This is a genomic window from Rhizobium rhododendri, assembly GCF_007000325.2.
GTDB classification, from domain to species: domain Bacteria; phylum Pseudomonadota; class Alphaproteobacteria; order Rhizobiales; family Rhizobiaceae; genus Rhizobium; species Rhizobium rhododendri.
On the sequence record NZ_CP117267.1, the window covers coordinates 1,018,880 to 1,043,393 of the forward strand.

Below are 24,514 nucleotides of genomic sequence, written 5' to 3' on the forward strand. Positions count from 1 at the left end.
TCTGCAGCGCCCGAAAGCCTTGCACGCCAAAGCCATTTCCTTTACCTCACAGACAAGAAATCCAGCCTTTGAAGAGCATCCCATGACCCTTGTCGACGTCCGCACGCCTGATCCGAAACGCTTCATTCCCGGCGCCACAGGCGACTGGGAAGTGGTCATCGGCATGGAGGTGCATGCGCAGGTCCTCTCCAAGTCCAAGCTGTTCTCCGGCGCCTCCACCGAGTTCGGCAAACCGGCCAATTCCAACGTATCGCTGGTCGATGCCGCCATGCCCGGGATGCTCCCCGTGATCAACGAGGAATGCGTCAAGCAGGCGGTGCGCACCGGCCTCGGCCTGAAGGCGCAGATCAACAAGCGCTCGCTGTTCGACCGCAAGAACTATTTCTATCCCGACCTGCCGCAGGGCTACCAGATCTCGCAGTTCAAGGACCCGATCGTCGGCGAAGGCCAGATCGTCATCTCGCTCGGCCCCGATCGCCAGGGCCAGTTCGAGGATATCGAGATCGGAATCGAGCGCCTTCACCTCGAGCAGGACGCCGGCAAGTCGATGCACGACCAGCACGCCACCATGTCCTATGTCGACCTCAACCGCTCCGGCGTGGCGCTGATGGAGATCGTCTCCAAGCCCGACATGCGCTCGTCCGACGAAGCCAAGGCCTACATGACCAAGCTGCGCTCGATCGTACGCTATCTCGGTACCTGCGACGGCAACATGGACGAGGGCTCGATGCGCGCCGACGTGAACGTTTCCGTGCGCAAGCCCGGCGGCGATTTCGGCACGCGCTGCGAGATCAAGAACGTCAACTCCATCCGCTTCATCGGCCAGGCCATCGAATACGAAGCCCGCCGCCAGATCGCCATTCTGGAAGATGGCGGCTCCATCGACCAAGAAACCCGGCTGTTCGATCCCGCCAAGGGTGAGACCCGCTCGATGCGCTCCAAGGAAGACGCGCACGACTACCGCTATTTCCCCGATCCGGACCTTTTGCCGCTGGAATTCGACGATGCCTTCATCGCCGCACTCGCCAAGGATCTGCCGGAGTTGCCGGATGCCAAGAAGGAGCGCTTCGTGCGCGAACTCGGCCTCTCCGTCTATGACGCGTCTGTGCTGGTCTCCGAGAAGGCGATTGCCGATTATTACGAGGCACTGGCCGCCGGCCGCGATGGCAAGATGGCCGCAAACTGGGTCATCAACGACTTGTTAGGCGCCTTGAACAGAACCGGTAAAAGCATTGAAGAGACTCCGGTTTCCGCAATCCAGCTCGGCGGCATCCTCGACCTGATCAAGTCCGAGGCCATCTCCGGCAAGATTGCCAAGGATGTCTTCGAGATCATCCTCAACGAGGGTGGCGATCCGGCCGAGATCGTCGAAAGCCGCGGCATGCGCCAGGTGACGGATACCGGCGCCATCGAAAAGGCGGTCGATGAGATCATCGCTGCCAACCCGGATCAGGTCGCCAAAGTTCTGGCCAAGCCGACACTCGCCGGCTGGTTCGTCGGCCAGGTGATGAAGTCGACCGGCGGCAAGGCGAACCCGCAGGCCGTGCAGGCTTTGGTCAAGGCCAAGCTCGGCATCGTTGAGGAGTAGGCATGTACTTCGTGCGCACCGCCAGCGCCCGCGACCTCGACAAAGTCCGCGCGCTGCTGAACGAGACCTGGCACGCGACCTACGACAATCTCTACGGCGCAGCCAAGGTCGAGGAGATCCATGCGTCGTGGCATTCGGCTGCAGCGCTGAAAACGCGCCTGGAGAAGAAGGATTCCGAGTTTGTCGTCGCCGATGACGGCAAGGAGCTCGGCGGCATGGGTTACGCGGCCCTGTCCGAGGAGACGGCCAAGGTCGCCGTGCTGCACATGCTCTACGTCAGGCCTTCGGCGCAGCGGCAGGGTGTCGGTCGCGATCTCTTCGCAGAGCTCGAGACCTGTTTTCCCGATGCCGATCGGATGCGTGTCGAGGTAGAGCCGGAAAATGCACCGGCCATCGCCTTCTACCAGAGCCTCGGCTTCGATGAAGTTGGTCGGAACAAGAATGATGGCCCGAAGCAATCCGGCTTGCCGACACTGGTGTTAGAGCGCGCCTTGACGAACCACTGATCGACAGAATGTCTCTCCGCTTTCCATCGCGTTGCTGGCTGACTCGGCATCATTTCATCCGGCGCAAGCTCGCCCCCCTCTGTCACTTCGTGACATCTCCCCCACAAGGGGGGGAGATTGGCTGGAGATGCATCGCCTGTCCCAAAGGCAGTGACGTTTCTTTGCCCTTTGGTCAGGCGACCCGGCGGTTGCGGCTGATCTCCCCCTTGTGGGGGAGATGTCGGCGTAGCCGACAGAGGGGGTTACTCGCTGCAGTCTCGGCGAGATGAATACGATGCAGACGGTGCCATGAACCAGCCACCAGATGGCCAGCCACGAAGGTAGAACTCCATGACCAGCCTGACCATCCGCGAAGCCCGCGAGGCAGACCTGCCCGCCCTGATCGCGCTGTTTGCGGCCGACCCGCTCGGCGGCCATGGCGACACGCTGGATGCGGAAGCGTTCCCCGCTTATCTCGAAGCCTTCCGGACAATCGCAGCCTCGCCCGACCAGACCCTTTATGTCGCGGAGCGCAACGGCGAAGTCGTCGGCACCTTCCAGACCATGTTCACCACCTCGCTCACGGGCCGGGGCGGGTCGGCAATGATCATCGAGGCGGTGCAGACGCGCGACGACATGCGCGGGCAGGGGATCGGTGCTGCGATGATCCACCACTGTATCGCGGACGCAAAGCGTCGTGGCGCAAGGCTGGTGCAGCTGACATCCAACGCGACCCGCAAGGATGCCCATCGCTTCTACGAGCGGCTGGGCTTCAAGCCGAGCCATCTCGGCTTCAAGATGGCGCTTAAATGACAGCCTGATCGGCTGGAATCGCTGGACAATATTTTCTTCCGGCGGCATAAGCTTTGGATCGAATTCTGCTCCCGCCCGCGCCGGTTCGCCGGGCCTCGAGGAAAAGACAATGATGAAATTCCTGCTGCTGACCTTCACCTGGTGGAACGGTGCGACTGTCGGCACCCGGCTGGCGATCTGGCGCTTCGGCAAGCGCGTCGGCGAGGATGAAGCCGGCAACGTCTACTATGAAGGCGGCATGTCGTCCTACGGCCTGCGCAAGCGCTACGTCGTCTATAACGGCTATGCCGAGGCCTCGGCTATCCCGCCGGGCTGGCACGGCTGGATGCACCATCGCACAGACGTTCCGCCGTCGGAGGAGACCTACGTCCCCAAGGAATGGCAGAAGGCTCACAAGCAGAACCTGACGGGCACGCCGCAGGCCTATCGTCCGCCGGGCTCGCTTGCCGTTGCCGGCGAGCGCCCGCGCGTCACCGGCGACTACGACGCATGGACGCCCGGCAACTGATCGGATCGTTCAACCCGCGCTTTGGCCACATTTGGCGTTTACGCGCTGTAAACCGGCTGCTCGTCGCATGAGCTCTGCCGACCGATACCACGCTGGAGACTGGCGGATATGACGTTTTTCACGCGAGGCGCTTCTTTGCGTGCGGCGACCGCAGCGATGTTTGCCCTTGGCGCCATTGCAGTATCCGCCCCGGCCGAAGCCGCCCGTATCTCCAATCCTGTCGCAGTGTTTTCAGGCCTCGACAAGATCACCGGCCGTATCACCACATTTGACGTATACTTGAACGAAACCGTCCAATTCGGTGCCCTTCAGGTGACGCCAAAAGCCTGCTATTCGCGCGACGATGCCGAGCAGCAAAAGGTCGACGGATTCGTCGAGGTCGACGAAATCACGCTCGACCGCCGCATCCGCCGCATCTTCACCGGCTGGATGTTCGCAGACAGCCCCGGCCTCAACGCCGTCGAGCACCCGATCTACGACGTCTGGCTGAAAGAGTGTAAACAAAAGTCCGACGTCCCACCACCGGATGCGGCGAAGACGAATTAGGGTGGTGTTGATGGGTCAATGGATACGTCACCACTGGATCCAGTACCCAATGAGCAAGAACGCGGTTTACTCATCTTACTTGGTCGCCGCCCCGCCTCCCTCATTCCTGTGCTCGTCACAGGAATCCAGGCACGTCGCGTCTGCGACGTAGTATGACTTTCACAGATAGAAAAGATGTAGGACACGCCCAAGGACTTGGGCTTACTGGATCCCTGTGACGAGCACAGGGAAGAGGGAGGGTGGGATTGCGCTCTCCGGCCTTGCGATTGCCTTTGCCTTCCCGATTCTTCGCTAACTTGGGCAGCAAATTCTGCTCACGCCTCAGAATTCCAGATTGCGGCTTTCCATCGCCGCCTTCAACAGCACCGCATACTCGTCCTTCGGCACATCGATGGCGCCGAAGCTCTTGAGATGCTCGGTCGTGAACTGGGTGTCCAGCAGCGTAAACCCCTTGGCCCGCAGGCGCTCCACGAGATGCACCAGGCAGATCTTCGAGGCATCCGTTCTGCGCGAAAACATGCTTTCGCCAAAAAACGCTGAGCCGAGCGAGACGCCGTACAGGCCGCCGACGAGCTGGTTGCCGTCCCAGGCTTCGACCGAATGGGTGTGGCCGACGCGGTGGAGGGCGGAGTAGAGGTTGCGGATTGTGGAATTGATCCAGGTGGATGGCCGGCCGGTCGTGGCCTCGCCGCAGGCTGATATGACGGCGTCGAAATCGTAATCGAAGCGGATGTCGAAGGGGGATTTGCGGACGGTCTTGGCGAGACTTTTGGAGACGTGGAACCCGTCGAGCGGCAGGATACCACGCATCTCAGGCTCGACCCAGAAAATCTCCGGATCGTCTGCCGATTCGGCCATCGGAAAAAGGCCGATGGAATAGGCCCGCAGAAGGATCTCGGGGGGAAGCCCTTGCGATCTTCTGCGGGAGCCTGCCATTGCTTACTCTACCGGCTTTTCGAGGTAGTGCTCCAGCCAGTGGATATCGTAATCGCCATTGGCGATATCCTGGTTGGAGACCAGATCCTGGAACAGCGGCAGGGTGGTTTTGATGCCGTCGACGACGAATTCGTCGAGTGCACGACGAAGCCGCATCATGCATTCGACACGGGTGCGGCCGTGAACGATCAGCTTGCCGATCAGGCTGTCGTAGTAGGGCGGGATCTTGTAGCCCTGATACACCCCGGAATCGATGCGCACGCCAAGACCGCCGGGCGCATGGAAATGCGTGATCGTGCCGGGCGAGGGCACGAAGGTGCGCGCGTCCTCGGCGTTGATCCGGCATTCGATGGCGTGGCCCTGGAAATGTACCTCGTCCTGCGTCACCGAAAGACCGCCACCGGAGGCAACGCGGATCTGCTCGTGCACGAGATCGATGCCGGTGATGGCTTCCGTGACGGGATGCTCGACCTGCAGGCGGGTGTTCATTTCGATGAAATAGAACTCGCCGTTTTCATAGAGAAACTCGATGGTGCCGGCGCCGCGATATTTCAGCTTCTTCATGGCATCGGCGCAGATCTGGCCGATCTTCATCCGCTGCTCGACATTGAGCGCCGGCGAATTGGCTTCTTCCCAGACCTTCTGATGGCGCCGCTGCAGCGAGCAGTCGCGCTCACCGAGATGGATGGCGTTGCCTTCGCCGTCGCCGAACACCTGAACTTCGATATGGCGCGGCGTCGTCAGGTATTTTTCCATGTAGACGGCGTCGTTGCCAAAGGCAGCAAGCGATTCCGAGCGCGCCGTCGACCAGGCCTCGAGCACATCATCCGGCGAGTGTGCCAGCTTCATGCCGCGTCCGCCACCGCCGGCCGTTGCCTTGATCAGCACGGGGTAGCCGATTTCGGCAGCCGTCTTGATGGCGTCGGCTTCTGTCTTGACCTCGCCGTCGGAGCCGGGAACGACCGGAATGCCGAGTTCGACAGCCGTCAGCTTGGCGGTGATCTTGTCGCCCATCAGCCGGATATGTTCGGCCGTCGGCCCGATGAAGGTGATGCCGTGGGCCTCGAGTATATCGGCGAACTTGGCGTTCTCTGACAAGAAGCCGTAGCCGGGATGCACGGCATCTGCGCCGGTGATCTCGCAGGCAGCAACGATCTGGTGGATGTTGAGATAGCTATCGCGGGCCTGCGGGGGGCCGATGCAGACGCTCTCGTCGGCAAGCCGCACATGCATCGCATCGGCATCGGCCGTCGAGTGAACGGCAACGCACGGAATGCCGAGCTCCTTGCAGGCGCGCAGCACGCGAAGGGCGATCTCGCCGCGATTGGCTATGAGGATCTTGGAAATCATGGGCATGGGCCTACTACTCGATGATGACGAGAGCTTCGCCATATTCGACCGGCCGCCCGTCTTCGATGAGGATTTCTGTCACCTTGCCGGACTTCGGCGCAGGGATCTGGTTCATCGTCTTCATGGCTTCGATGATCAGCAGCGTCTGGCCTTCCTTGACCATGGCGCCGACTTCGATGAAGGCGCGGGCGCCGGGAGCGGACGCCATGTAGACCGTACCGACCATCGGCGCCAGAACGACGTTGTCGGGGTTGCGCGCAGGGGCTGCCGGAGCGGTGGCAACGGCTGCGGCAGGTGCTGCCATCTGCTGCTGCGGCGCTGTCATCATCGGTGCCTGGACATACTGCGTCGTGCCGGCGCGGGAAACGCGGATGCGCAGATCGTCCTGTTCGACCTCGATCTCGGTCAGATCGGTCTCGTTGAGGATGTTTGCGAGATTGCGGATCAGTGCCTCGTCGATACCCGGTTTGTTGTCAGCCATGGAATTTGCCCTGTGTCATTCTTGTTATTGCGTCAATTTGGTTTGGCGCGATGCGCCTCTGTCGTCTGCTAGGCGGGCCGCCGCCGCGCACCGCTTCCTTCGTGAGCCGCTTCCCGTAGCATCGGGATCCCGCTGTCGCCAGCGTCTGGCTCAGGCACGACTGACGCTGGGAGCGCCGGGCCGTTGAGGAGAAGAATGGTGTGCGTCATCATCGGTTCCGTCAAAGTCCAGGGCAACCTATAGACTCCCGCGCCTCCGGAGGAAAGCCCCCAAGGCACGGGACGCACGCGCTGCTGCGGCAGCCAGCCCTTGTCCACATCTAACAGGGGGCGATTGCGGCAATATGATGGGGGATGGGTACGTAGACCAGCCGATCAGCAGCTGGTCTTGCCGCAGGCCCGCACGCTGGCGACCTTTTCCTTCAGTGCATCGAGGCCGATGGCGCCGGAGACAGCCTCGTTGCCGATGACATAGGCCGGCGTACCGGTAACGCCGAGGTCCGTCGCCAGCTGGTATGTGGCCTTGACGCTGTCGGTGTTCGGGTTGGCGGCCATCTCCTTGCGCAGCGCATCTTCCTTGACGCCCAGCGTGCCGGCGACCTCGATGGCGCTGTCCTCGGTGGCGCGACCCTCGCTGGAGAGCAGCGTATGGCTGAATTCGGCATATTTTGCCGGTGCCAGACGGCGGAAAGCATCGGAAACGCGCGAGGCTGCCACCGAATCCGGCCCGAGAATCGGGAATTCCTTGAGGACATAGCGAATGTTCTTGTCGGCCTTTAGCAGCGCGTCGGTGTCGGCAAGCGCGTGGCGGCAGTAGCCGCAATTATAGTCGAAGAACTCGACGATGGTGACATCGCCCTTGTCATTGCCGATGTTGACATCGGACTTGCTGTTGAAGATTTCGTCCTTGTTATCGGAAATCGCCTTGTTCGACTGGCTGAGGCGCTGCTCTTCCTGCTTCTTTTCGAGCGCCGCCTGCACATCCAGCATGACTTCCGGATGGCTGACGAGGTATTCCTTGATGAAGTCGCCCATCTCCTTCTTCTGCGCCTCGTCCATCGCCAGCGCCGGCTGGGAGAAGGCAAGCGACGAGAACAGGGCAACCGCCGAAAGGCTCATCAGGGTTTTCGAAAGCAGGGCCATAAAATCCTCGTCATCTGGTAACTGGGCAGGGTGTTCGGGTTCAGCTATCACCGCGTGGTTAACATCTGCTGACACAAAGCGGCAAGGTAAGATGCTGCGGTAAAAGGTCAAACAGCTAATTTCATCAGTGCCGCACAATCGCGCCATTGTGAACACGCAAGCTTTGCGGCAATTGTCTGGCCACGCAAACAGTCGAGAAGGTGCCGAATTTGTTTTCCCTATCCAAGCGCAGCGACGTCGAGCCGTTTCACGCCATGGACGTCCTGGCCGAGGCGACGCGGCGTCGTCAGGCCGGCCATCCCGTCATTTCCATGGCCGTCGGCCAGCCATCGCACCCGACGCCGAAGGCAGCGCTGGAGGCCGCCCGCAGCGCGCTGGAGCACGGCCGCATCGGCTATACCGACGCGCTCGGCATGGCTGCCCTGAAGCAGGCGATATCCGGCCACTACAAGTCCCACCACGACCTTTCCATCGACCCCGCGCGCATCGCCATCACCACAGGTTCGTCGGCCGGCTTCAATCTGGCCTTCCTCGCTCTGTTCGATCCCGGCGATTACGTCGCCATCGCACGGCCCGGCTATCCCGCCTATCGCAACATCCTGTCTGCCCTCGGCCTTCAGGTCATCGAGGTACCGGTCAGCGCCGAGACAGCGTTTACGCTGACGCCCGAGAGCCTCAAGGCGGCACAGGTCGAAAGCGGCAAGCGGCTGAAGGGCGTGCTGCTTGCCAGCCCCGCCAACCCGACAGGAACCGTCACCAGCCGGGAAGGGCTGGAGGCGCTGGCCGCTTACTGTGCTGACAACGCCATCGCCTTCATTTCTGATGAGATCTACCACGGTCTGACATTCGTCGGAGAAGAGACCAGCGCACTCGAAATCACCAATGACGCCATCGTCATCAACTCGTTCTCGAAATATTACTGCATGACCGGCTGGCGGGTTGGCTGGATGGTGCTGCCGGAGCGCCTGGTGCGGCCGATCGAGCGTGTCGCCCAAAGCCTCTACATCTCGGCGCCGGAACTGTCGCAGATCGCAGCCACCGCAGCACTGGGTGCGGGCGCCGAACTAGACGTCTACAAGGCGAGCTACGCCCGAAACCGCGACCTGCTCGCCAGCCGCCTGCCAGAGATCGGCTTTTCCATAGCCTCGCCCATGGACGGCGCCTTCTACGCCTATGTTGACGTCAGCCGCTTCACCAACGACAGCATGGGCTTTGCGCGCAAGATGCTCGCCGAGATCAACGTCGCCGCCACCCCCGGCCTGGATTTCGATCCGCTGGAAGGTTTTCGGGCGCTGCGGTTTTCCTATGCGGGCTCGAACAGAGAGATCGAGGAAGCCGTCGAACGGCTCGCAGATTGGTTGAAATAGGATTATTTTTCAGAGGCTTGGCAGCATCCGCGGAATCTATCAGGCAAGCGGTTGATTCGAAGTATGAGGCAAGAACCATGTCAGCCCCGGCGTGATCTCCCCCTTGTGGGGGAGATGTCGGCTCGGCCGACAGAGGGGGCTGGATACCAACACCCCCAGATTTGTCGCGCCACCCCCCTCTGTCACCTCCGGTGACATCTCCCCCACAAGGGGGGAGATCAGACTGCAGCGCTAAAAATCGATACCGTGTCTTTGCCATCGGCGTTTGCTCGAGCGATGCAAGCCATCGTGACAAAGCAAAAACAAGCGACCGGGGTCGTCCAGGGCAACCCATGGGTCTAAGCTTCCGAATACTTATGTGGCAACTCGCGATGTAGCTTTCAAATTTCCTCGAGAAGTTTGTCGGGCGTGCGTTACTTGTGTGTGAGCAACTGTCAGCACGAACAGTCACGGTAAAGGAGTGAAAGTTGGAGGCTTTACATGGTGGGAGAGCCGGGAAGATCTGGCGGGAGGGAAAGACGGTCCGCCGGCCGGCTGGATCATGGACCCCGACTGTTCATAGGTTTTTGCGGCATCTGCAATCCAAAGGCTTCATGAGCGCACCAACGCCCTTAGCAATCGATGGGACGTATGAGGTGGTGAGTTACGTGGACGGGCGCGTATGTGAGCATCTTGGTGATCAGGATGTCGGTTCAGAGCAGATGTTGGCTTCGGCAGGGAAGCTTCTCCGGTACTTCCATCGCGCATCAGAGGGTTTCTTGAAACGGATCGCGCGGTGCAGACGTGGTTTCTGCAGGCGCAAGAGCCGGAGGAGATCGTGTGTCACGGTGACTTCGCGCCCTACAACGTGACTGCCATCGACGGAATTGCGACAGGAATCATAGATTTTGATACTGCACATCCGGGACCCGCTCTATGGGACTTGGCGTATGCAGTTTACCGATGGGCGCCACTGTCCGATCCATCCAATCACGGCGTGGTATTTGAACTCGAAGAACAGTTTCAGCGAGCGACAATTTTCTGCGATGCTTATGGTGCGACACATGAAGAGAGAGTTCAGCTTCCGGAAGTCATATGCAGACGCCTGACGGCGCTGGTAAACTTCATTCGCGCAAGCGCTGAGGCTGGCGACGAGATATTTGTGCAGAACGTTGAAGCTGGACATACAGATGTATATCTGCGGGATATTGTTCACATCCAGAGGCAGGCGGATCCATTGATCTCAGCCTTGACCCGTTAAGCGCGCTGGCCAGTTAGCAGAAGTAGAAATAGTCCGTCTGCCGCTACTTCGGTCCAAATCCCAACCAAACACACCATAAAAAAATCCGGCTGCATCGCTGCAGCCGGATTTTATTCATTGGCCTCCGAAAATCTTTCAGAAGAAGCCGCGGCGTTGCCACCAGCCGGCTTTTTTCGGCTTGCCGTCGCCGTCGGTTGCCTTGTCCGTGGCCTGGGTCGATTTGACCGCAGGCTCGGAGGAGGCGAGGTTGGACTGGCGGTTGGCGCGGGCCGGCTTCTCGGCTTCTGTCGCCGGGGATTCTGCAGGCTGGGCGCTGGAAGCTGTGGCAACCGGAGCCTCTGGCTCGATAGCCACGGGCTGAGACACCACAGGTTCGGCGGCAACTGCAGGCTCGGCAACGGCTTCAGTTGCAGGTGCCTCGGCAGCTTCGGCCTTCGGTTTGCGACGGCTGCGGCCCTTCGGCTTGACTTGTTCCTCTGTTGCAACTTCGGCCTCGATCGAGGCAGGCTGCTCGAGAGCAGGGGCTTCGGTCGGCGCGCTGGTTGCGGCGGTCTCGTCGCCTTCGTCGGCAGACGTTGCTTCTTCGCTGTCCGTGCCTTCGCCGTCGGCGATCAGGTTGCCGTTCTCGTCGCGATTGCGGCGACCGCCACGCTTGCCACGACGGCGACGCTTGCGCTTGCCCTGCTCGTCGCTCGACAGTGCCGAGACTTCGTCTTCACCCTCAACTGCGGCCTTGCCGTCGTCGCTGTCGTCCTCGTCGTCGCCATCTGCGTCGTCACTGTCGTCGCCAACAATGTCATTGCCGTCGGCATCCTGCATGACCTGGCCGTCGGCTCCGCCGTTCTTGCCCCGACGTCTGCGGCGACGCTTGCGCTTGCGGTTCGGGTCGCCCTCGGAGCGGGCCACGGCCTGTTCGACAGGAGCGGCCTTTTCCTCGATCTCTTCTTCTTCGTCCTCGTCGATCTCGACGGGAACGTCGTCGTCCTCATCTTCCTCGACGGCCGCGAAGTTGAACAGCGTTTCGATCTTTACCGGGTTCTCGACGGCTTCGCCGCGATCGATGGCAAAGTGCTGCGCACCGACGCTCGGGTCGCTGTCGATAATGATCGACACCCCGAACCGGTTTTCATAATCGATGATCGTCGCCCGCTTGTGGTTAAGCAGGTAAAGCGCCGTTTCCGGCGTGCAGCGCACGGTGATGTCGTGCGTCGTGTTCTTCAGCAGGTATTCCTCGATGCCTCGCAGCACATGCAGGGCAACCGACGACTGCGAGCGCACCAATCCGGTGCCGCCGCAATGCGAGCAGACCTGCGTGGTCGATTCCAGCACGGAAGCGCGAATACGCTGGCGCGACATTTCGAGAAGGCCGAAATGCGAGATGCGACCGACCTGGATGCGGGCGCGGTCGTCCTTCAGGCATTCCTTCAGCTTCTTCTCGACAGCGCGGTTGTTGCGCTTTTCTTCCATGTCGATGAAGTCGATGACGATCAGGCCGGCAAGGTCGCGCAGGCGCAACTGGCGGGCGACTTCCTCGGCCGCTTCCAGGTTTGTCTGCAGCGCAGTTTCTTCGATCGAGTGCTCGCGGGTAGAGCGGCCCGAGTTGACGTCGATCGCTACCAGCGCTTCGGTCTGGTTGAGGATCAGGTAGCCGCCGGACTTCAGCGTCACCTGCGGCTGCAACATGCGGTCAAGCTGCGCCTCGATTCCGGAGCGCGAGAAGATCGGGTGGATATCACGGTAAGGCTGAACCACCTTTGCGTGGCTCGGCATCAGCATCTTCATGAAGTCTTTGGCTTCACGATAGCCTTCTTCACCGGCGACGATGACTTCCGAAATGTCCTTGTTGTAGAGATCGCGGATCGAGCGCTTGATCAACGAGCCTTCTTCATAGACCAGCGTCGGCGCAGTGGAGGCGAGGGTGAGCGTCCGGACGTTCTCCCAAAGGCGCATCAGATATTCGAAGTCGCGCTTGACTTCGACCTTGGTACGGTTGGCACCAGCCGTGCGCAGGATGACGCCCATGCCCAAAGGCACTTCGAGCATCCGGGCGATTTCCTTCAGGCGCTTGCGATCCTGCGGGTTGGTGATCTTGCGCGAGATGCCGCCACCGCGTGCGGTGTTTGGCATGAGCACCGAGTAACGGCCGGCGAGCGACAGATAGGTGGTGAGTGCTGCACCCTTGTTGCCACGTTCTTCCTTGGCCACCTGCACCAGCAGGATCTGCCGGCGCTTGATGACTTCCTGGATGCGGTACTGCTTGCGCGGACGGCGCGCGGCGCGCTCGGGAACCTCTTCCATGGCATCTTCGGCGCCAACGGATTCGATGATCTCTTCTTCGTGGTCGTCATCATCGTCGTCGTCGTTGTTGCGACGGCTGGACGGACGAACGTCTTCCGAAACCTCGTCGGTTTCGACCATGGCAGCCATCGAGCCGGACGAACCTTCGTCGCTCTCGGAGGATGCGGCCTCGACGTCGGATGGCGTCGCATCTTCGGCGACGACCTTCTTGGCGCGGCTGCGGCGTGGCTTTGCCACCTTCTTCACAGGCGTTTCGGCTTCAGCTTCTGCAGCTGGCGCTTCAGCGCTTACAGGCTCGGCATCGGCAACCGGCTCGGCGGAAACCTCGACAGGTGCCGGCTCAGCAGCAGCGGCGCCGGCTTCTGCAGCGACGGGTTCCTGTGCAACCACGGCATCTTCGGCAACGGGAGCGACAGGCTCCGGCGCAGCGACGATGCCGACATCTGGCTGCTCCTGCTCGGCCAGATCGAAGGCGGTCTCGACGTGTTCGACGTCGTTGTCGCGGCGATGCTCTTCAGCCTCGGCGCGCAGCAGCGCTTGGCGGTCGGCAAGCGGGATCTGGTAGTAATCGGGGTGGATTTCGGCAAAGGCCAGGAAGCCGTGCCGGTTGCCGCCGTAATCGACGAATGCAGCCTGCAGGGACGGCTCGACGCGGGTGACTTTGGCCAGGTAGATGTTGCCGCGAATTTGCTTCTTGTGCTCTGACTCGAAGTCGAATTCTTCTATGCGGTTCCCTCGAACCACGACAACGCGCGTCTCTTCCTCGTGAGACGCGTCGATAAGCATTTTGTCTGCCATGAAAGCTGTGCTCCTCGGCGCAGCCCCTGGGGATATGACCGGACTGTCGTTAAGACAGGCTGGATGCACTCCGCCACTGCGGCGCCGGATAATGATAGTCGCGATGGGTCTCTGCGATTGCGCAACAGCCAGACAACAGCCGGGAGAACCCGGGGCCTGTACACTTTAGAAAAAAGCTGCTGCGACAACATCCGTAACCAAGCGAGATCGACAATGCCCTAGACCCAGTTGGGTCCGATGAATTTGCCCTTCTTGAAGGGCGTTTGGTGGCTTTTCCACCGATGAAATTCCTGCACGAAGCCGGAAATTCGGGATCCAGTATCAGGATGGAAGCACTCAGACGGCGGACGATGGCCGGTTGTGGCGCCATAGATTTGGGCGGCTGCCTTTGCGGCGACTCTATCCCGTCAACACTTCTACCCTATTGTTCGTTGTATGATCTAACCGTCACAATAGCAAGGACAAAGCCAAGTGTGCCATAATAATGATGGATTCCTCGGATGAACCCATAGCTGGCGATCATTGTACGATTCGGAGCCCGGTTTGACGCTGGACGAGGGCTGCAATCAGCTGTTTTCGGCGTCTTCTCCCGCGTGGTTCATAGTGCTGCCGGATGGGCGTGTCGATCGATTTAAGGAACTGAAGCATGGCGGGGTGTATCTGGTGAGCGCAAGGCAAGGCGGCAGAATTCTGGCGGCGCTCGGCGTCATGCTGCTTACAACGATCGCGACAGCTCGGGCCGCTCCGGCTACTGTGCCATCAGCCGCATCGCCGGTCACCGCTGCCTCCGCCGATCCCATCCTCGCCTATGGTGCCCGCATTGCTGGCGACGACGCCCGCACACGCGTGGTCATCGAACTCGACCGCGAGCCGTCCGTTGCCGTGCATTACCTTGCCGATCCGCCACGCGTCGTTGTCGACCTGCCTGCAACAGCCTTCGGTTTTCCGGCCAAGGATCTCGATGCCCGCGGGCTTTTTAAGGATATCCGATACGGGACGATGGACAAGGACAGTGCCCGCATCGTTCTGACTGCCATCAAACCGGTTAAACTGGTGGTCGCGCGGGTGCAGTCGAACGAAACCGGCAGGGGATACCGTCTGGTGCTCGACGCCGAGATGGTGCCGCCGGAACAGTACGCCGAACTCGTGCGCAAGCAGACATGGACCGACGAGGATACCGCCGCCGATGTCGGCCCGGTGGTCCCCGTCGAAAACGTCAAGCCGAACGATTTCCTGATTGCGGTGGATGCCGGCCACGGTGGCATCGATGCCGGTGCCATGGCGAGCGACGGCCTGACACCCGAAAAGCAGATTACGCTCGCCTTCGCCAAGGCGCTGACGGAAAAGTTGAACGCCCAACCCGGCATCAAGGCCTTCCTCACCCGGGACAGCGATTCCTACCTCTCGCTGTCGCAGCGCGTGACGATCGCCCGCCAGAACCACGCCGCCCTGTTCATATCGCTGCACGCCGACACGTTGAAGCAGAAGGATATTCGCGGTTCGACAGTCTACACCATATCCGACAAGGCGTCGGATCGGCTGGCCGCAGACGTCGCGGACCGTGAAAATTCTTCCGACAAGCTGGCTGGCAGCGAGGTCAAGGCGCCGCCGCCGGGCGTGGCCGACATCCTGACTGACCTTACCCGACGCGAGACGCAGGCCTTCTCCGTATCGCTCGCGCAGGATGTCCTGAATTCATTCAAGGGCCAGATCGCGATGATCAACAATCCCCACCGGTATGCCGGCTTCCAGGTGCTGACGGCGCCCGACGTGCCCTCCATCCTGGTCGAACTCGGCTTCCTGTCCAACAAGGAAGACGAAAAGCTGCTGCTCGACGAAGAGTGGAGGGGCAAGCTGGTGGACCGGCTGACCGAGGCAGTTCGGCAATACAGGGCAGTGACGGTCGCAAACGGCGGTTGACTGGGATATAGTGGCTTGTCTGCCACAGGCCGGCCAGAAGGTCCGCCGTCGACTGGAGAATGAGGCGACAGAGCCCTATTTCGCTCACATTGCCGCCGTCGAACGGAACTATGGTGGAGGAGGCGGAGCAAAGGGCTTTTGTCGCCTCTGATCTCTTGCTAATAGGCTTCGCGCGTGCAAGACGCCCGGGTATGCGGATATTTTGCCCGTGCGCCGAATTTTTCTACACACACTGGTAGCGACGATATGGTCAGACTTATTGGATATTTCTTTGGCTTGGCCTGCATCGTCTTCGTCGGCGCTGCTGCGGCTGCCGCCGTCTATCTGGGCGTCGTCTCCAAGGATCTGCCGAATTACGAAGTGCTGGCCAACTATGCGCCGCCGGTGACCACCCGCATCCATGCCGGCAACGGCGCGCTGATGGCCGAATATGCCCGCGAACGCCGGCTCTTCCTGCCTATTCAGGCTATTCCCGATCGCGTTAAAGCCGCCTTCCTCTCCGCGGAAGACAAGAATTTCTACAACCACGCTGGCGTCGACATCACCGGTCTTGGCCGCGCCGTACTCGTAAACCTGCAGAATTTCGGTTCCGGTCGTCGTCCGGTGGGCGCCTCGACGATTACCCAGCAGGTGGCCAAGAACTTCCTGCTGTCGGCCGACCAGACCTTCGACCGCAAGCTGAAGGAAGCGATCCTGTCCTTCCGCATCGAGCAGGCCTACAGCAAAGACAAGATCCTCGAACTCTATCTCAACGAGATCTACTTCGGCCTCAACGCCTATGGCATCGCCTCTGCGTCGCTGACCTATTTCGACAAGCCGGTAACGGACCTGACGATTGCCGAGACCGCTTATATGGCGTCGCTGCCGAAAGGTCCTGCCAACTACAATCCTTTCCGTCATGCCGACGCCGCCATCGCCCGCCGCAACTGGGTCATCGACCGCATGGTCGAGAATGGCTATGTCAGCCAGGCCGACGGCGAGGATGCGAAGAAGCAGCCGCTCGGCGTCGTAACCCGCAGATCCGGCGGCACGGTCGTCGCCGCCGACTTCTTCTCCGAAGAAGTACGCCGGCAGATCATCGATAAGTATGGCGACAAGCAGCTCTATGAAGGCGGTCTTTCAGTCCGCACCTCGCTCGATCCGCAGTTGCAGATCGAGGCACGCAAGGCGCTGCAGGACGGTCTGGTCGGTTATGACGAGCGTCGCGGTTATCACGGTCCGCTGAAGCAGATCTCGACAGCGACAGACTGGGGCATCGAGCTCTCAAAAATACCTGCCTTGTCGGATGTTCCCGAATGGAAGATTGCCGTCGTGTTGGCGGTCTCGAGCGATGGTGTCGATATCGGCCTGCAGCCGGATGTCGATCCATCCGGCAAGCTGTCGACAGAGCGCAAGCGCGCCTCGATTGCAGCCGCCGATATGCGCTGGGCGTATCGTTCCGCCGAAGCCAATGGCAAGACGGCGAAAACACCGGCCGGCGTCCTCTCGCCCGGCGACGTCATCTATGTCGAGAAACTGGCTGATTCCGCCGGCTACCGCCTTCGCCAGCCGCCGAAGGTACAGGGCGGCCTGGTGGCGATGGACCCGCATACCGGTCGCGTTCTCGCCATGGTCGGCGGCTTCTCCTACGGTCAGTCGCAGTTCAACCGCGCCACCCAGGCCATGCGCCAGCCCGGCTCGTCCTTCAAGCCGTTCGTCTACGCTGCTGCCATGGACAACGGCTATACGCCGGCCTCGGTCGCGCTCGACGATCCAATTGAAATCCAGCTGTCGAACGGTACGGTCTGGCGGCCGGAAAACTATGAAGGCGAGGGCGGCGGCGCCCACACGCTCCGCTTCGGCATCGAGCACTCGCGCAACCTGATGACAGTGCGACTGGCAAACGACATGGGCATGAACCTCGTTGCCGAATATGCCGAACGGTTCGGCATCTATGACAAGATGGCGCCTGTGCTTGCCATGTCGCTCGGCGCTGGCGAAACGACTGTGCTGCGCATGGTCTCGGCCTATTCGGTCATTGCCAACGGCGGCAAGCAGATCAAGCCGACGCTGATCGACCGCATCCAGGATCGTTACGGCAAGACCATCTTCAAGCATGAGGAGCGCGTCTGCGACGGCTGCAATGCCACGGACTGGCAGAACCAGCAGGAGCCGACGGTTGTCGATAACCGCGAACAGGTTCTCGACCCGATGACCGCCTATCAGGTGACGTCGATGCTGCAGGGCGTCATCATCCGCGGCACCGCTGCTGGCAAGATCAAGCTCAACACCGAAGTTGCCGGAAAGACTGGGACGACCAACGACCAGAAGGATGCTTGGTTCGTCGGCTACACCCCGAACCTCGTGGCTGGTCTGTATGTCGGCTACGACACGCCGACCGATCTCGGTCGCGGCGTGCAGGGCGCCTCTTTGGCGGCCCCGATCTTCAACGACTTCATGCAGGCTGCCACCAAGGGCGAGCCGCCTGAGAAATTCGTCGTGCCGACCGGAATGACCATGGCATCCGTCGATCGAAAGACCGGCATGGCCGCCCAGCCCGGCGATCCCGATTCGATCGTCGAGGCATTCAAGCCCGGCACCGGACCTGCGACCTCCTACACCGTCATCGGCGCCGGCAATGCCGGTGGCGAGGTGCAACTGGCGCCGGAAGAAATCCTGAAGACATCACCGCAGGCCAACCAGGCCGTGACATCAGGCAGCGGCGGACTTTATTAAGCGGAAATTGCTGGATTAAGCGGAAATGGCTGGCGAGGCCGGCTCCGATATATCGCCACTACGACTTGGCGGCTGCCGGCGTGTCGAACAGACCGGTCGGAAAACCGTCGAGACTGACCTGGTTCTTTTCACGCCAGTAGTCCTCGATCCCATCCACGCCCTTGGCTTTTGCCCAGGCGTCCATCTGGGTGCGCTCTTCCCGGTATTCAAACAGTGGAACGCCGTAGCCGCAGGATGTCTGAACGATATCGAAATCGAGCCACACCATCTGGCGAGCCCCAAGCGGCGCCGTGTTTTCGTATTTTTCCTGCAGAAGCTTGGCAAATTCGTCGCTATTGCGGTGAATGACGCGTCCCTTGCCGTAGAGCCTGAGGATGAGCGGCGGTCCCTCGACGGAGCAGAACATCATCGTCAGTCGGTCGTTTATTCTCAGATGGGCGGCAGTCTCGTTGCCGCTGCCGCTGCGATCGAGATACATCGCGGCATTGTTGCCGAGAATGCGGAACAGGTCTGTGCTGCGCGGCGACATGTTGACGTGGCCCGTTGGAGCGGCCGTCGCCGTGAAAAACATGTGCTGCGCTTCAATGAAGCGATGGTGATGGGGTTCTAGCGTTTCGAAAAATTTGGCCATGCCGAACTTTAGGGTTCTAATTCCAGCATGCCAAGACGATGTTTTGCGAAGAATTCATGACCATGGCCGGTTTCACGCCCGAGGTCTGGCTCAGTCTATGAAATCGCCTTGATCTCGAGTTCGCCATCTCCAATGACGACGACGTCGCCGACAGCCTTGCCGAGCAGAAGGCGCGCGACAGGAGAGACGAAGGATATCGACCCGGCCTTTGGGTCCGCCTCGTCCTCGCCAACGATTCGGTATGTCTGCACCCGGCCATCGTCGCGGCTGAAAGTGACGGTATTGCCAAAACCGACGGTATCGGCGTTTTCCGGGGCAGGGATCACCTGTGCCGTCCGAAGCCTGGCCGCAAGATAGCGCGTATCGCGCAGCGGGATGGCTGTCTGCCGACGCCGCTCGTTGACCTCGTCGATCTTGCTTGCCACCTCATAGGCGGCGCGCGCCTGCTGCATCTGCAGTTCGAGCGCCTTGAGGCCAGCTTCAGTCACAAGGTTCGGGTGCGTGGAAATCGGACGATCCGGCAACAGGGTCTCGGATGCCGTCTCGAAACTCTCTTCCTTGGTGAAGGCAACGGCCAATCTCGAACTCCATTTCAGACTTTGCGCGGACAAGGTTGTGCGCGGAAGACAACGACCTCCACGATACGCTGTTCCACGCAAAGGCGCCAATCTTCGTGTATTGCGGCGTTAGGCGGTGGCGGTTTCCGTGTCGATTGCCGGTTTCAGGCCGATGGCGACGGCCTCATCGACGGCGAGTGCCGCCATGGCAAGGGCAGCCTCCCGCGTCCTCGCTGCAGCGATAAAGCGGCCATTGTGGCAGAAGCTGGCGCCTTCGACACCGGACGCCGCCTCCAGTTCGCCATTGGTGAGCCCCGCCCATGCAGCGGGCAGGTCGGCTCTCAGTTCGAAGCCTTCTGCAGCGCGGCGAATGCCGGTCACGCACCAGTCCTTGTCGCGCGGGTGAACCACGAACAGCAGCTGATCGGCCCCGGCCTTGACGATAGCCGGGCGGAACGGCATGCCCATCGGCAGTTCGAGAATACGTCCATCCCCGGCATCGACGATAGCCTTGTGGACCAATGCCTCCGCACGCAATTTTGCGGCGCTGCGGGCAATCCGTGCCTCGACGAAGCTGCGGGCGATTGCTAGAGCGGCGTGAAAACAACGATCGTCGGCTTCAGGGTCTGTCTCGTCGAACACCGGTTTCAACGTTTCCAGCAGCGCCGGCAGAGTCAGCCCGGCCAGCGGCCCCGTTGGACTAAGAGCGCCATTGTCCATGAGGTCGATCGGCAGGACGAAGCTGCTGTCGAAGGAAGCATGGATAGGGTCGATGTCCGCGTCTGCAATAGCCGACGCGGCGAGGTAGTCGCGACCGTAATGCTTCCAGACCAGCCCGAACGAGCTATACGGCTGCCCATCGTCGCGCAGGGGCGCGCCGCGCTGGTGGTGATCGAAGATCTGCTGGTCCGCGTCATAGCTGCCGCCGACATCGTAAATGATCCGATCCGGATTCGGCTTGATCCACTCTGGTGACCGGCTGCGGACGATTCGCGCGGCGGGGTACAATTTGGTGAGGATGACGCTCGACAGAAGCTCGTCGGCATGAAAGCCACCGGAATGGGTGACGAGAAAATCTGGATTCATGCCGTATGTGCCCCGTGCCTGGCGGAATGCCAGCCTGTTGAACGCACCAGATAACCAATGCCGCCGGCGATCTCAACCCCGTGAAATTGCGAATAGGGCGCGATCGGTTGCGAGGAACGGCATCGCCTCCGATCCCGGGGAGCGGCTTCGACTTGACGACATCGACATATCCGTTATTCTGGATATATGGAAAATGACAATGCGATTCTGGCTTTTGCAGCCTTGGCCCAGTCGACGCGGCTCGCGACATTCCGCCTGCTCGTAAGCCACGAGCCGCACGGAGTGCCTGCTGGCGAACTGGCGCGGATGCTGGACATCCCGCAGAACACCATGTCGGCGCATTTGGCGACGCTGTCTCGCGCAGGCCTGGTGAGGAGCGAGCGCCGCAGCCGATCGATCATTTACCGCGCGGATCTGGAAGGCTTCGAGCGCCTGACCCTTTTCATGATCAAGGACTGCTGCGGCGGAGATCCCGCCCTTTGCGCGCCCCTGGTGTCCAGACTGATTCCGCGCTGTGGACAGGAAAACCCGACATGAGCGACGTTATAGTGAAGCTGCTCGATGCAATAGAGTTTTCGCTGCCGGCTGCAAAACGATCCATTCCTTCCCGTGAAATCGCCCGATGATGTCAAATTTCGAGCGCTACCTCACTGTTTGGGTTTTCCTATGCATCATCGTTGGCATCGCCCTCGGCCATCTGATGCCCGGCATCTTCCATGCCGTCGGCGCGGCTGAGATTGCAAAGGTTAATATCCCCGTCGCCATCCTCATCTGGCTGATGATTATTCCCATGCTTCTCAAGATCGACTTCGGCTCGCTGTCCAAGGTCGGCAGGTACTGGCGTGGGATCGGGGTCACCCTGTTCATCAACTGGGCTGTGAAGCCGTTTTCGATGGCGCTGCTGGGATGGCTTTTCATCGGCTGGCTTTTCCGCCCGTTTTTGCCTGCAACCCAGATCGATTCCTACATCGCAGGCCTCATCATACTGGCGGCTGCCCCATGCACTGCAATGGTCTTCGTCTGGTCCAATCTGACCAAGGGCGAACCTCACTTCACGCTGTCTCAGGTCGCTCTCAACGATGCCATCATGATCGTCGCCTTCGCGCCTATCGTCGGACTGCTCCTCGGATTATCGGCGATTACGGTACCGTGGGACACGCTGATGATATCGGTGGCGCTCTATATCCTCATCCCTGTTGCAATCGCCCAGATACTGCGCCGCAGTTTCCTTTCCAGCGGCCGGACGGCTGTCTTTGAAACCTTGATGGCGAAGCTCCAGCCGCTGTCGCTGGTCGCTCTTCTGGCGACGCTCGTGTTGCTCTTCGGCTTTCAGGGCGAGCAGATCATCGCCCAGCCTACGATCATAGCCCTGCTGGCGGTGCCGATCCTGATCCAGGTCTATTTCAATTCCGGCCTGGCTTATATCCTGAACCGCATCTCGGGAGAGCAGCATTGCGTGGCCGGCCCGTCGGCGCTGATCGGCGCCAGCAATTTCTTCGAACTTGCGGTGGCCGCTGCGATCAGCCTGTTCGGGTTCCAGTCGGGCGCGGCGCTTGCCACCGTCGTCGGCGTGCTGATCGAAGTGCCCGTGATGTTGTCCGTCGTCTGGATCGTGAACCACTCGAAGGCCTGGTACGAGCGCGGCCCTTCGGTCTCCCGCAACACCTCCACAGAGGAGCCATGACCATGGATGTCACTATCTATCATAATCCTGCCTGCGGGACCTCCCGCAATACTCTGGCGCTGATCAGGAACGCGGGTATCGAACCGACGGTGATCGAGTACCTGCAGACGCCTCCCTCGCGGACTGAACTCGTGGGGCTGCTGACCGGCGCAGGCCTGTCGCCGCGCAACGCACTGAGGGAAAAGGGCACGCCTTACGATGAACGCGGCCTCGGCAATCTGTCGCTGACGGACGAGCAGATCATCGACGCCATGTTGCAGCACCCGATCCTGATCAACCGTCCATTCGTTGTCACGCCGCTCGGAACGCGCCTCTGCCGCCCCTCGGAAGCGGTGCTGGATATCCTTCCCCATAGGCAGGTCGGCGCCTTTTCGAAGGAAGATGGTCAGCAGGTCATAGACGAAAAGGGCAATCGTCTTGTCTGAATTGCCCGCCGCAGATCTGCGCCACATCCGGATGCCCGACCTCGATGCGCTGCGGACAGACATCTCGCATCACAAGCCCCGTATTCTGTTTCTCTATGGCTCGCTTCGTGAGGTTTCCTATAGTCGGCTCCTCGCGGACGAGGCCCGTCGCCTGCTCGAGCATTTCGATTGCGAAGTCCGTATGTTCGATCCGCGCGGTCTGCCGCTTCCCGATGCGGAGCCGGCCGACCACCCGAAGGTCGTAGAACTCCGCGAACTTTCCGAATGGTCCGAGGGCCAGGTCTGGGTAAGCCCGGAGCGCCACGGCGCGATGACCGGCATCATGAAGGCTCAGATCGACTGGATCCCGATGTCCATCGGTTCGGTTCGCCCGACGCAGGGCAAGACGCTCGCCGTCATGGAAGTCTCCGGTGGCAGCCAGTCGTTCAACGCTGTCAACCAGATGCGAATCCTCGGCAGGTGGATGCGGATGATCACCATTCCGAACCAGTCCTCCGTACCGCAAGCGTTCCAGCAGTTCGACGCCGATGGCAGGATGAAGCCGTCTCCGCTTTACGATCGCGTGGTCGATGTCTGCGAGGAACTGGTCAAATTCACGCTGCTGACACGCGACGCGTCTTCCTACCTGACGGACCGCTACAGCGAGAGGCGCGAGGATGCCGGTCGACTGGAGGCGCGGACCACGTTGAAGTCGATATGAAGCGCTTCGACCTGCCGGTGGCTGCCATTCTCGGCCTGGGGGTCACGCAGATTGTCGGCTACGGCACGCTCTATTACTCGTTCGGCATTCTGGCGCCTGACATGGCACGGGATCTCGGCGCCTCGGTGGAATGGATGTTTGGTGCCCTGTCGGCAGCGCTGCTGATCGGCGGGTTCGTCGCACCCTGGCTCGGAGGATGGATAGACCGCTTCGGAGCAGGCAGGATCATGGCGATCGGTTCGTTGATAGCAGCCCTGGCGCTCGCCGCCTGCGCTCTGGCTCCCAACCGTTTCGCCTTCGCGGTGATACTGGTGTTCATCGAGGCGGCCGCTAATTTCGTCCAGTACGGAGCGGCCTTCGCGCTGCTGGTGCAGATCAACCCCAAAGTTGCACAGCGGAGCATTACTACCCTGACGCTGATCGCCGGCTTTGCCTCGACGATCTTCTGGCCCACCACCACGGCCCTGCATGCCCATCTGCCGTGGCGGGAGGTCTACGTCGTCTTTTCGCTTCTCAATCTGGCCATCTGCCTGCCGATCCACGCATGGCTTGCACTGTCTACTGCCAAGGTGCGCCGAAACGGCGCCGCCACCGCGCCAGCCCCTGTCGAAGGCGCACTCGCCGAGGGGCAGAGACGCGTCGGTTTCGCGCTGATGGTCGTTGGCTTTGCATTTCTGTCGCTGGTGAGCTCGGCCATTCTTGTGCATATGGTGCCGCTCATGGCGTCGCTGGGGCTCGGAACCATGGCCGCTCTCGTCGGCACCGTGTTCGGTCCGGCGCAGGTCGCCAGCCGCGTGATCAACATGGTCTTCGGTCGCAACCTTCATCCTTTGCGACTGGCGGCGTTGTCCGGGCTTCTCGTCTCTGTCGCCATCGTGGTGCTCGATGCGACTGCGCCTTCGACATCAGGCGCAATCGCATTTGCTGTGCTGTTTGGTTTCGGCAATGGCATATTCAGCATCGCGGCTGGGACGCTGCCGCTGTACCTGTTTGGCAGCGAAGGTTATGGCAGGCTGCAGGGAAAACTTATGTCCGCACGGCTGATTGTCGGAGCGACGGCGCCGTTCGCCTTTGCCGTATCGCTGGCATCTGCAGGGGCGGCGATCTCGCTCGGTGTTGTCGCAGCCTTTGGTGCCATTGCCACCTTCAGCTTTCTCCGGATCGGCCGGATTGCCGCAACGCCACATCGCGTTTCCGGAAAAATCGGGTGATCGTGCGCGAGCAGGTCGAACCATGAGATCGCC

General features: G+C 60.8%; 21 protein-coding genes and 1 pseudogene. 14 read left to right on the top strand and 8 right to left on the bottom strand.

Annotation, left to right across the window (positions count from 1 at the left end; translation table 11 throughout):
* Positions 1–82: 82 nt before the first annotated feature.
* From gatB to PR018_RS05085, 5 genes are all read left to right on the top strand, one after another.
* The gene (gene gatB, locus PR018_RS05065) at positions 83–1,588 is read left to right on the top strand and encodes an Asp-tRNA(Asn)/Glu-tRNA(Gln) amidotransferase subunit GatB (protein WP_142828987.1); all 1,506 of its coding nucleotides are present in this window, start codon (positions 83–85) and stop codon (positions 1,586–1,588) included.
* Positions 1,589–1,590: 2 nt separating this feature from the next.
* Positions 1,591–2,094: a GNAT family N-acetyltransferase gene (locus PR018_RS05070; RefSeq protein WP_142828985.1), complete on the top strand. Its 504-nt coding sequence runs from the start codon at positions 1,591–1,593 to the stop codon at positions 2,092–2,094.
* Between the two features lie 330 nt (positions 2,095–2,424).
* Positions 2,425–2,886, top strand: a complete 462-nt coding sequence (locus PR018_RS05075; protein ID WP_142828983.1) for a GNAT family N-acetyltransferase — start codon at positions 2,425–2,427, stop codon at positions 2,884–2,886.
* Positions 2,887–2,995: 109 nt separating this feature from the next.
* Positions 2,996–3,394: an NADH:ubiquinone oxidoreductase subunit NDUFA12 gene (locus PR018_RS05080; protein WP_142828981.1), complete on the top strand. Its 399-nt coding sequence runs from the start codon at positions 2,996–2,998 to the stop codon at positions 3,392–3,394.
* A 108-nt stretch (positions 3,395–3,502) separates the two neighbouring features.
* On the top strand, positions 3,503–3,940 hold the full coding sequence (locus PR018_RS05085; protein ID WP_142828979.1) for a DUF2155 domain-containing protein: 438 nt from the start codon (positions 3,503–3,505) through the stop codon (positions 3,938–3,940).
* Positions 3,941–4,261: 321 nt separating this feature from the next.
* Here the strand turns inward: PR018_RS05085 and aat are convergent, their stop codons facing one another.
* The 4 genes from aat to PR018_RS05105 all read right to left on the bottom strand — a co-directional run bounded on the left by aat (position 4,262) and on the right by PR018_RS05105 (position 7,849).
* Positions 4,262–4,876, bottom strand: coding sequence for a leucyl/phenylalanyl-tRNA--protein transferase (aat, locus tag PR018_RS05090; protein WP_142828934.1), 615 nt, complete (start codon positions 4,874–4,876; stop codon positions 4,262–4,264).
* 3 nt (positions 4,877–4,879) lie between these two features.
* Entirely contained in the window at positions 4,880–6,232 is a 1,353-nt protein-coding gene (accC, locus tag PR018_RS05095) for an acetyl-CoA carboxylase biotin carboxylase subunit (RefSeq protein ID WP_202617106.1), read from the bottom strand.
* A gap of 7 nt (positions 6,233–6,239) precedes the next feature.
* The gene (accB, locus tag PR018_RS05100) at positions 6,240–6,707 is read right to left on the bottom strand and encodes an acetyl-CoA carboxylase biotin carboxyl carrier protein (protein ID WP_142828932.1); all 468 of its coding nucleotides are present in this window, start codon (positions 6,705–6,707) and stop codon (positions 6,240–6,242) included.
* Positions 6,708–7,081: 374 nt separating this feature from the next.
* Positions 7,082–7,849: a DsbA family protein gene (locus PR018_RS05105; RefSeq protein ID WP_142828930.1), complete on the bottom strand. Its 768-nt coding sequence runs from the start codon at positions 7,847–7,849 to the stop codon at positions 7,082–7,084.
* A 209-nt stretch (positions 7,850–8,058) separates the two neighbouring features.
* On the opposite strand from PR018_RS05105, the gene PR018_RS05110 reads away from it, so the two are divergent.
* Positions 8,059–9,216 carry a pyridoxal phosphate-dependent aminotransferase gene (locus tag PR018_RS05110; RefSeq protein ID WP_142828928.1) on the top strand — a complete coding sequence of 386 codons (1,158 nt, stop codon included), beginning with the start codon at positions 8,059–8,061 and terminating at the stop codon, positions 9,214–9,216.
* Between the two features lie 467 nt (positions 9,217–9,683).
* Positions 9,684–10,456 (top strand): annotated as a pseudogene (locus PR018_RS05115) (phosphotransferase enzyme family protein).
* A gap of 135 nt (positions 10,457–10,591) precedes the next feature.
* On the opposite strand, the gene PR018_RS05120 reads toward PR018_RS05115, so the two are convergent.
* Positions 10,592–13,552, bottom strand: coding sequence for an Rne/Rng family ribonuclease (locus PR018_RS05120; protein WP_142828926.1), 2,961 nt, complete (start codon positions 13,550–13,552; stop codon positions 10,592–10,594).
* Between the two features lie 708 nt (positions 13,553–14,260).
* Between PR018_RS05120 and PR018_RS05125 the strand changes: the two genes are divergently transcribed.
* On the top strand, positions 14,261–15,472 hold the full coding sequence (locus PR018_RS05125; protein WP_142829062.1) for an N-acetylmuramoyl-L-alanine amidase: 1,212 nt from the start codon (positions 14,261–14,263) through the stop codon (positions 15,470–15,472).
* A 246-nt stretch (positions 15,473–15,718) separates the two neighbouring features.
* Positions 15,719–18,187, top strand: coding sequence for a penicillin-binding protein 1A (locus tag PR018_RS05130; RefSeq protein WP_142828924.1), 2,469 nt, complete (start codon positions 15,719–15,721; stop codon positions 18,185–18,187).
* 58 nt (positions 18,188–18,245) lie between these two features.
* On the opposite strand, the gene PR018_RS05135 is transcribed toward PR018_RS05130, so the two are convergent.
* The 3 genes from PR018_RS05135 to PR018_RS05145 form a co-directional block, all read right to left on the bottom strand.
* Positions 18,246–18,818 (bottom strand): pyridoxamine 5'-phosphate oxidase family protein, encoded by a 573-nt coding sequence (locus tag PR018_RS05135; protein ID WP_142828922.1) that lies wholly within the window; start codon positions 18,816–18,818, stop codon positions 18,246–18,248.
* A gap of 95 nt (positions 18,819–18,913) precedes the next feature.
* Entirely contained in the window at positions 18,914–19,396 is a 483-nt protein-coding gene (greA, locus tag PR018_RS05140; RefSeq protein WP_142828920.1) for a transcription elongation factor GreA, read from the bottom strand.
* Between the two features lie 108 nt (positions 19,397–19,504).
* Entirely contained in the window at positions 19,505–20,461 is a 957-nt protein-coding gene (locus tag PR018_RS05145; RefSeq protein WP_142828918.1) for an MYG1 family protein, read from the bottom strand.
* Positions 20,462–20,647: 186 nt separating this feature from the next.
* Here PR018_RS05145 and PR018_RS05150 point away from each other — a divergent pair, with 186 nt between their 5' ends.
* The 5 genes from PR018_RS05150 to arsK all read left to right on the top strand — a co-directional run bounded on the left by PR018_RS05150 (position 20,648) and on the right by arsK (position 24,481).
* Positions 20,648–20,998, top strand: coding sequence for an ArsR/SmtB family transcription factor (locus PR018_RS05150; RefSeq protein WP_142828916.1), 351 nt, complete (start codon positions 20,648–20,650; stop codon positions 20,996–20,998).
* Positions 20,999–21,086: 88 nt separating this feature from the next.
* A complete protein-coding gene (gene arsB, locus PR018_RS05155) occupies positions 21,087–22,145 on the top strand; it encodes an ACR3 family arsenite efflux transporter (protein WP_142829061.1) in 1,059 nt (352 codons plus the stop codon).
* Positions 22,142–22,570 (top strand): arsenate reductase (glutaredoxin), encoded by a 429-nt coding sequence (arsC, locus tag PR018_RS05160; protein WP_142822248.1) that lies wholly within the window; start codon positions 22,142–22,144, stop codon positions 22,568–22,570. The genes arsB and arsC overlap by 4 nt, the downstream gene beginning before the upstream one ends.
* Positions 22,563–23,270 carry an arsenical resistance protein ArsH gene (arsH, locus tag PR018_RS05165; RefSeq protein ID WP_142822249.1) on the top strand — a complete coding sequence of 236 codons (708 nt, stop codon included), beginning with the start codon at positions 22,563–22,565 and terminating at the stop codon, positions 23,268–23,270. Before arsC ends, arsH begins: the two co-directional genes overlap by 8 nt.
* Positions 23,267–24,481, top strand: a complete 1,215-nt coding sequence (gene arsK / locus PR018_RS05170) for an arsenite efflux MFS transporter ArsK (RefSeq protein ID WP_142828914.1) — start codon at positions 23,267–23,269, stop codon at positions 24,479–24,481. The genes arsH and arsK overlap by 4 nt, the downstream gene beginning before the upstream one ends.
* Positions 24,482–24,514: the final 33 nt, after the last annotated feature.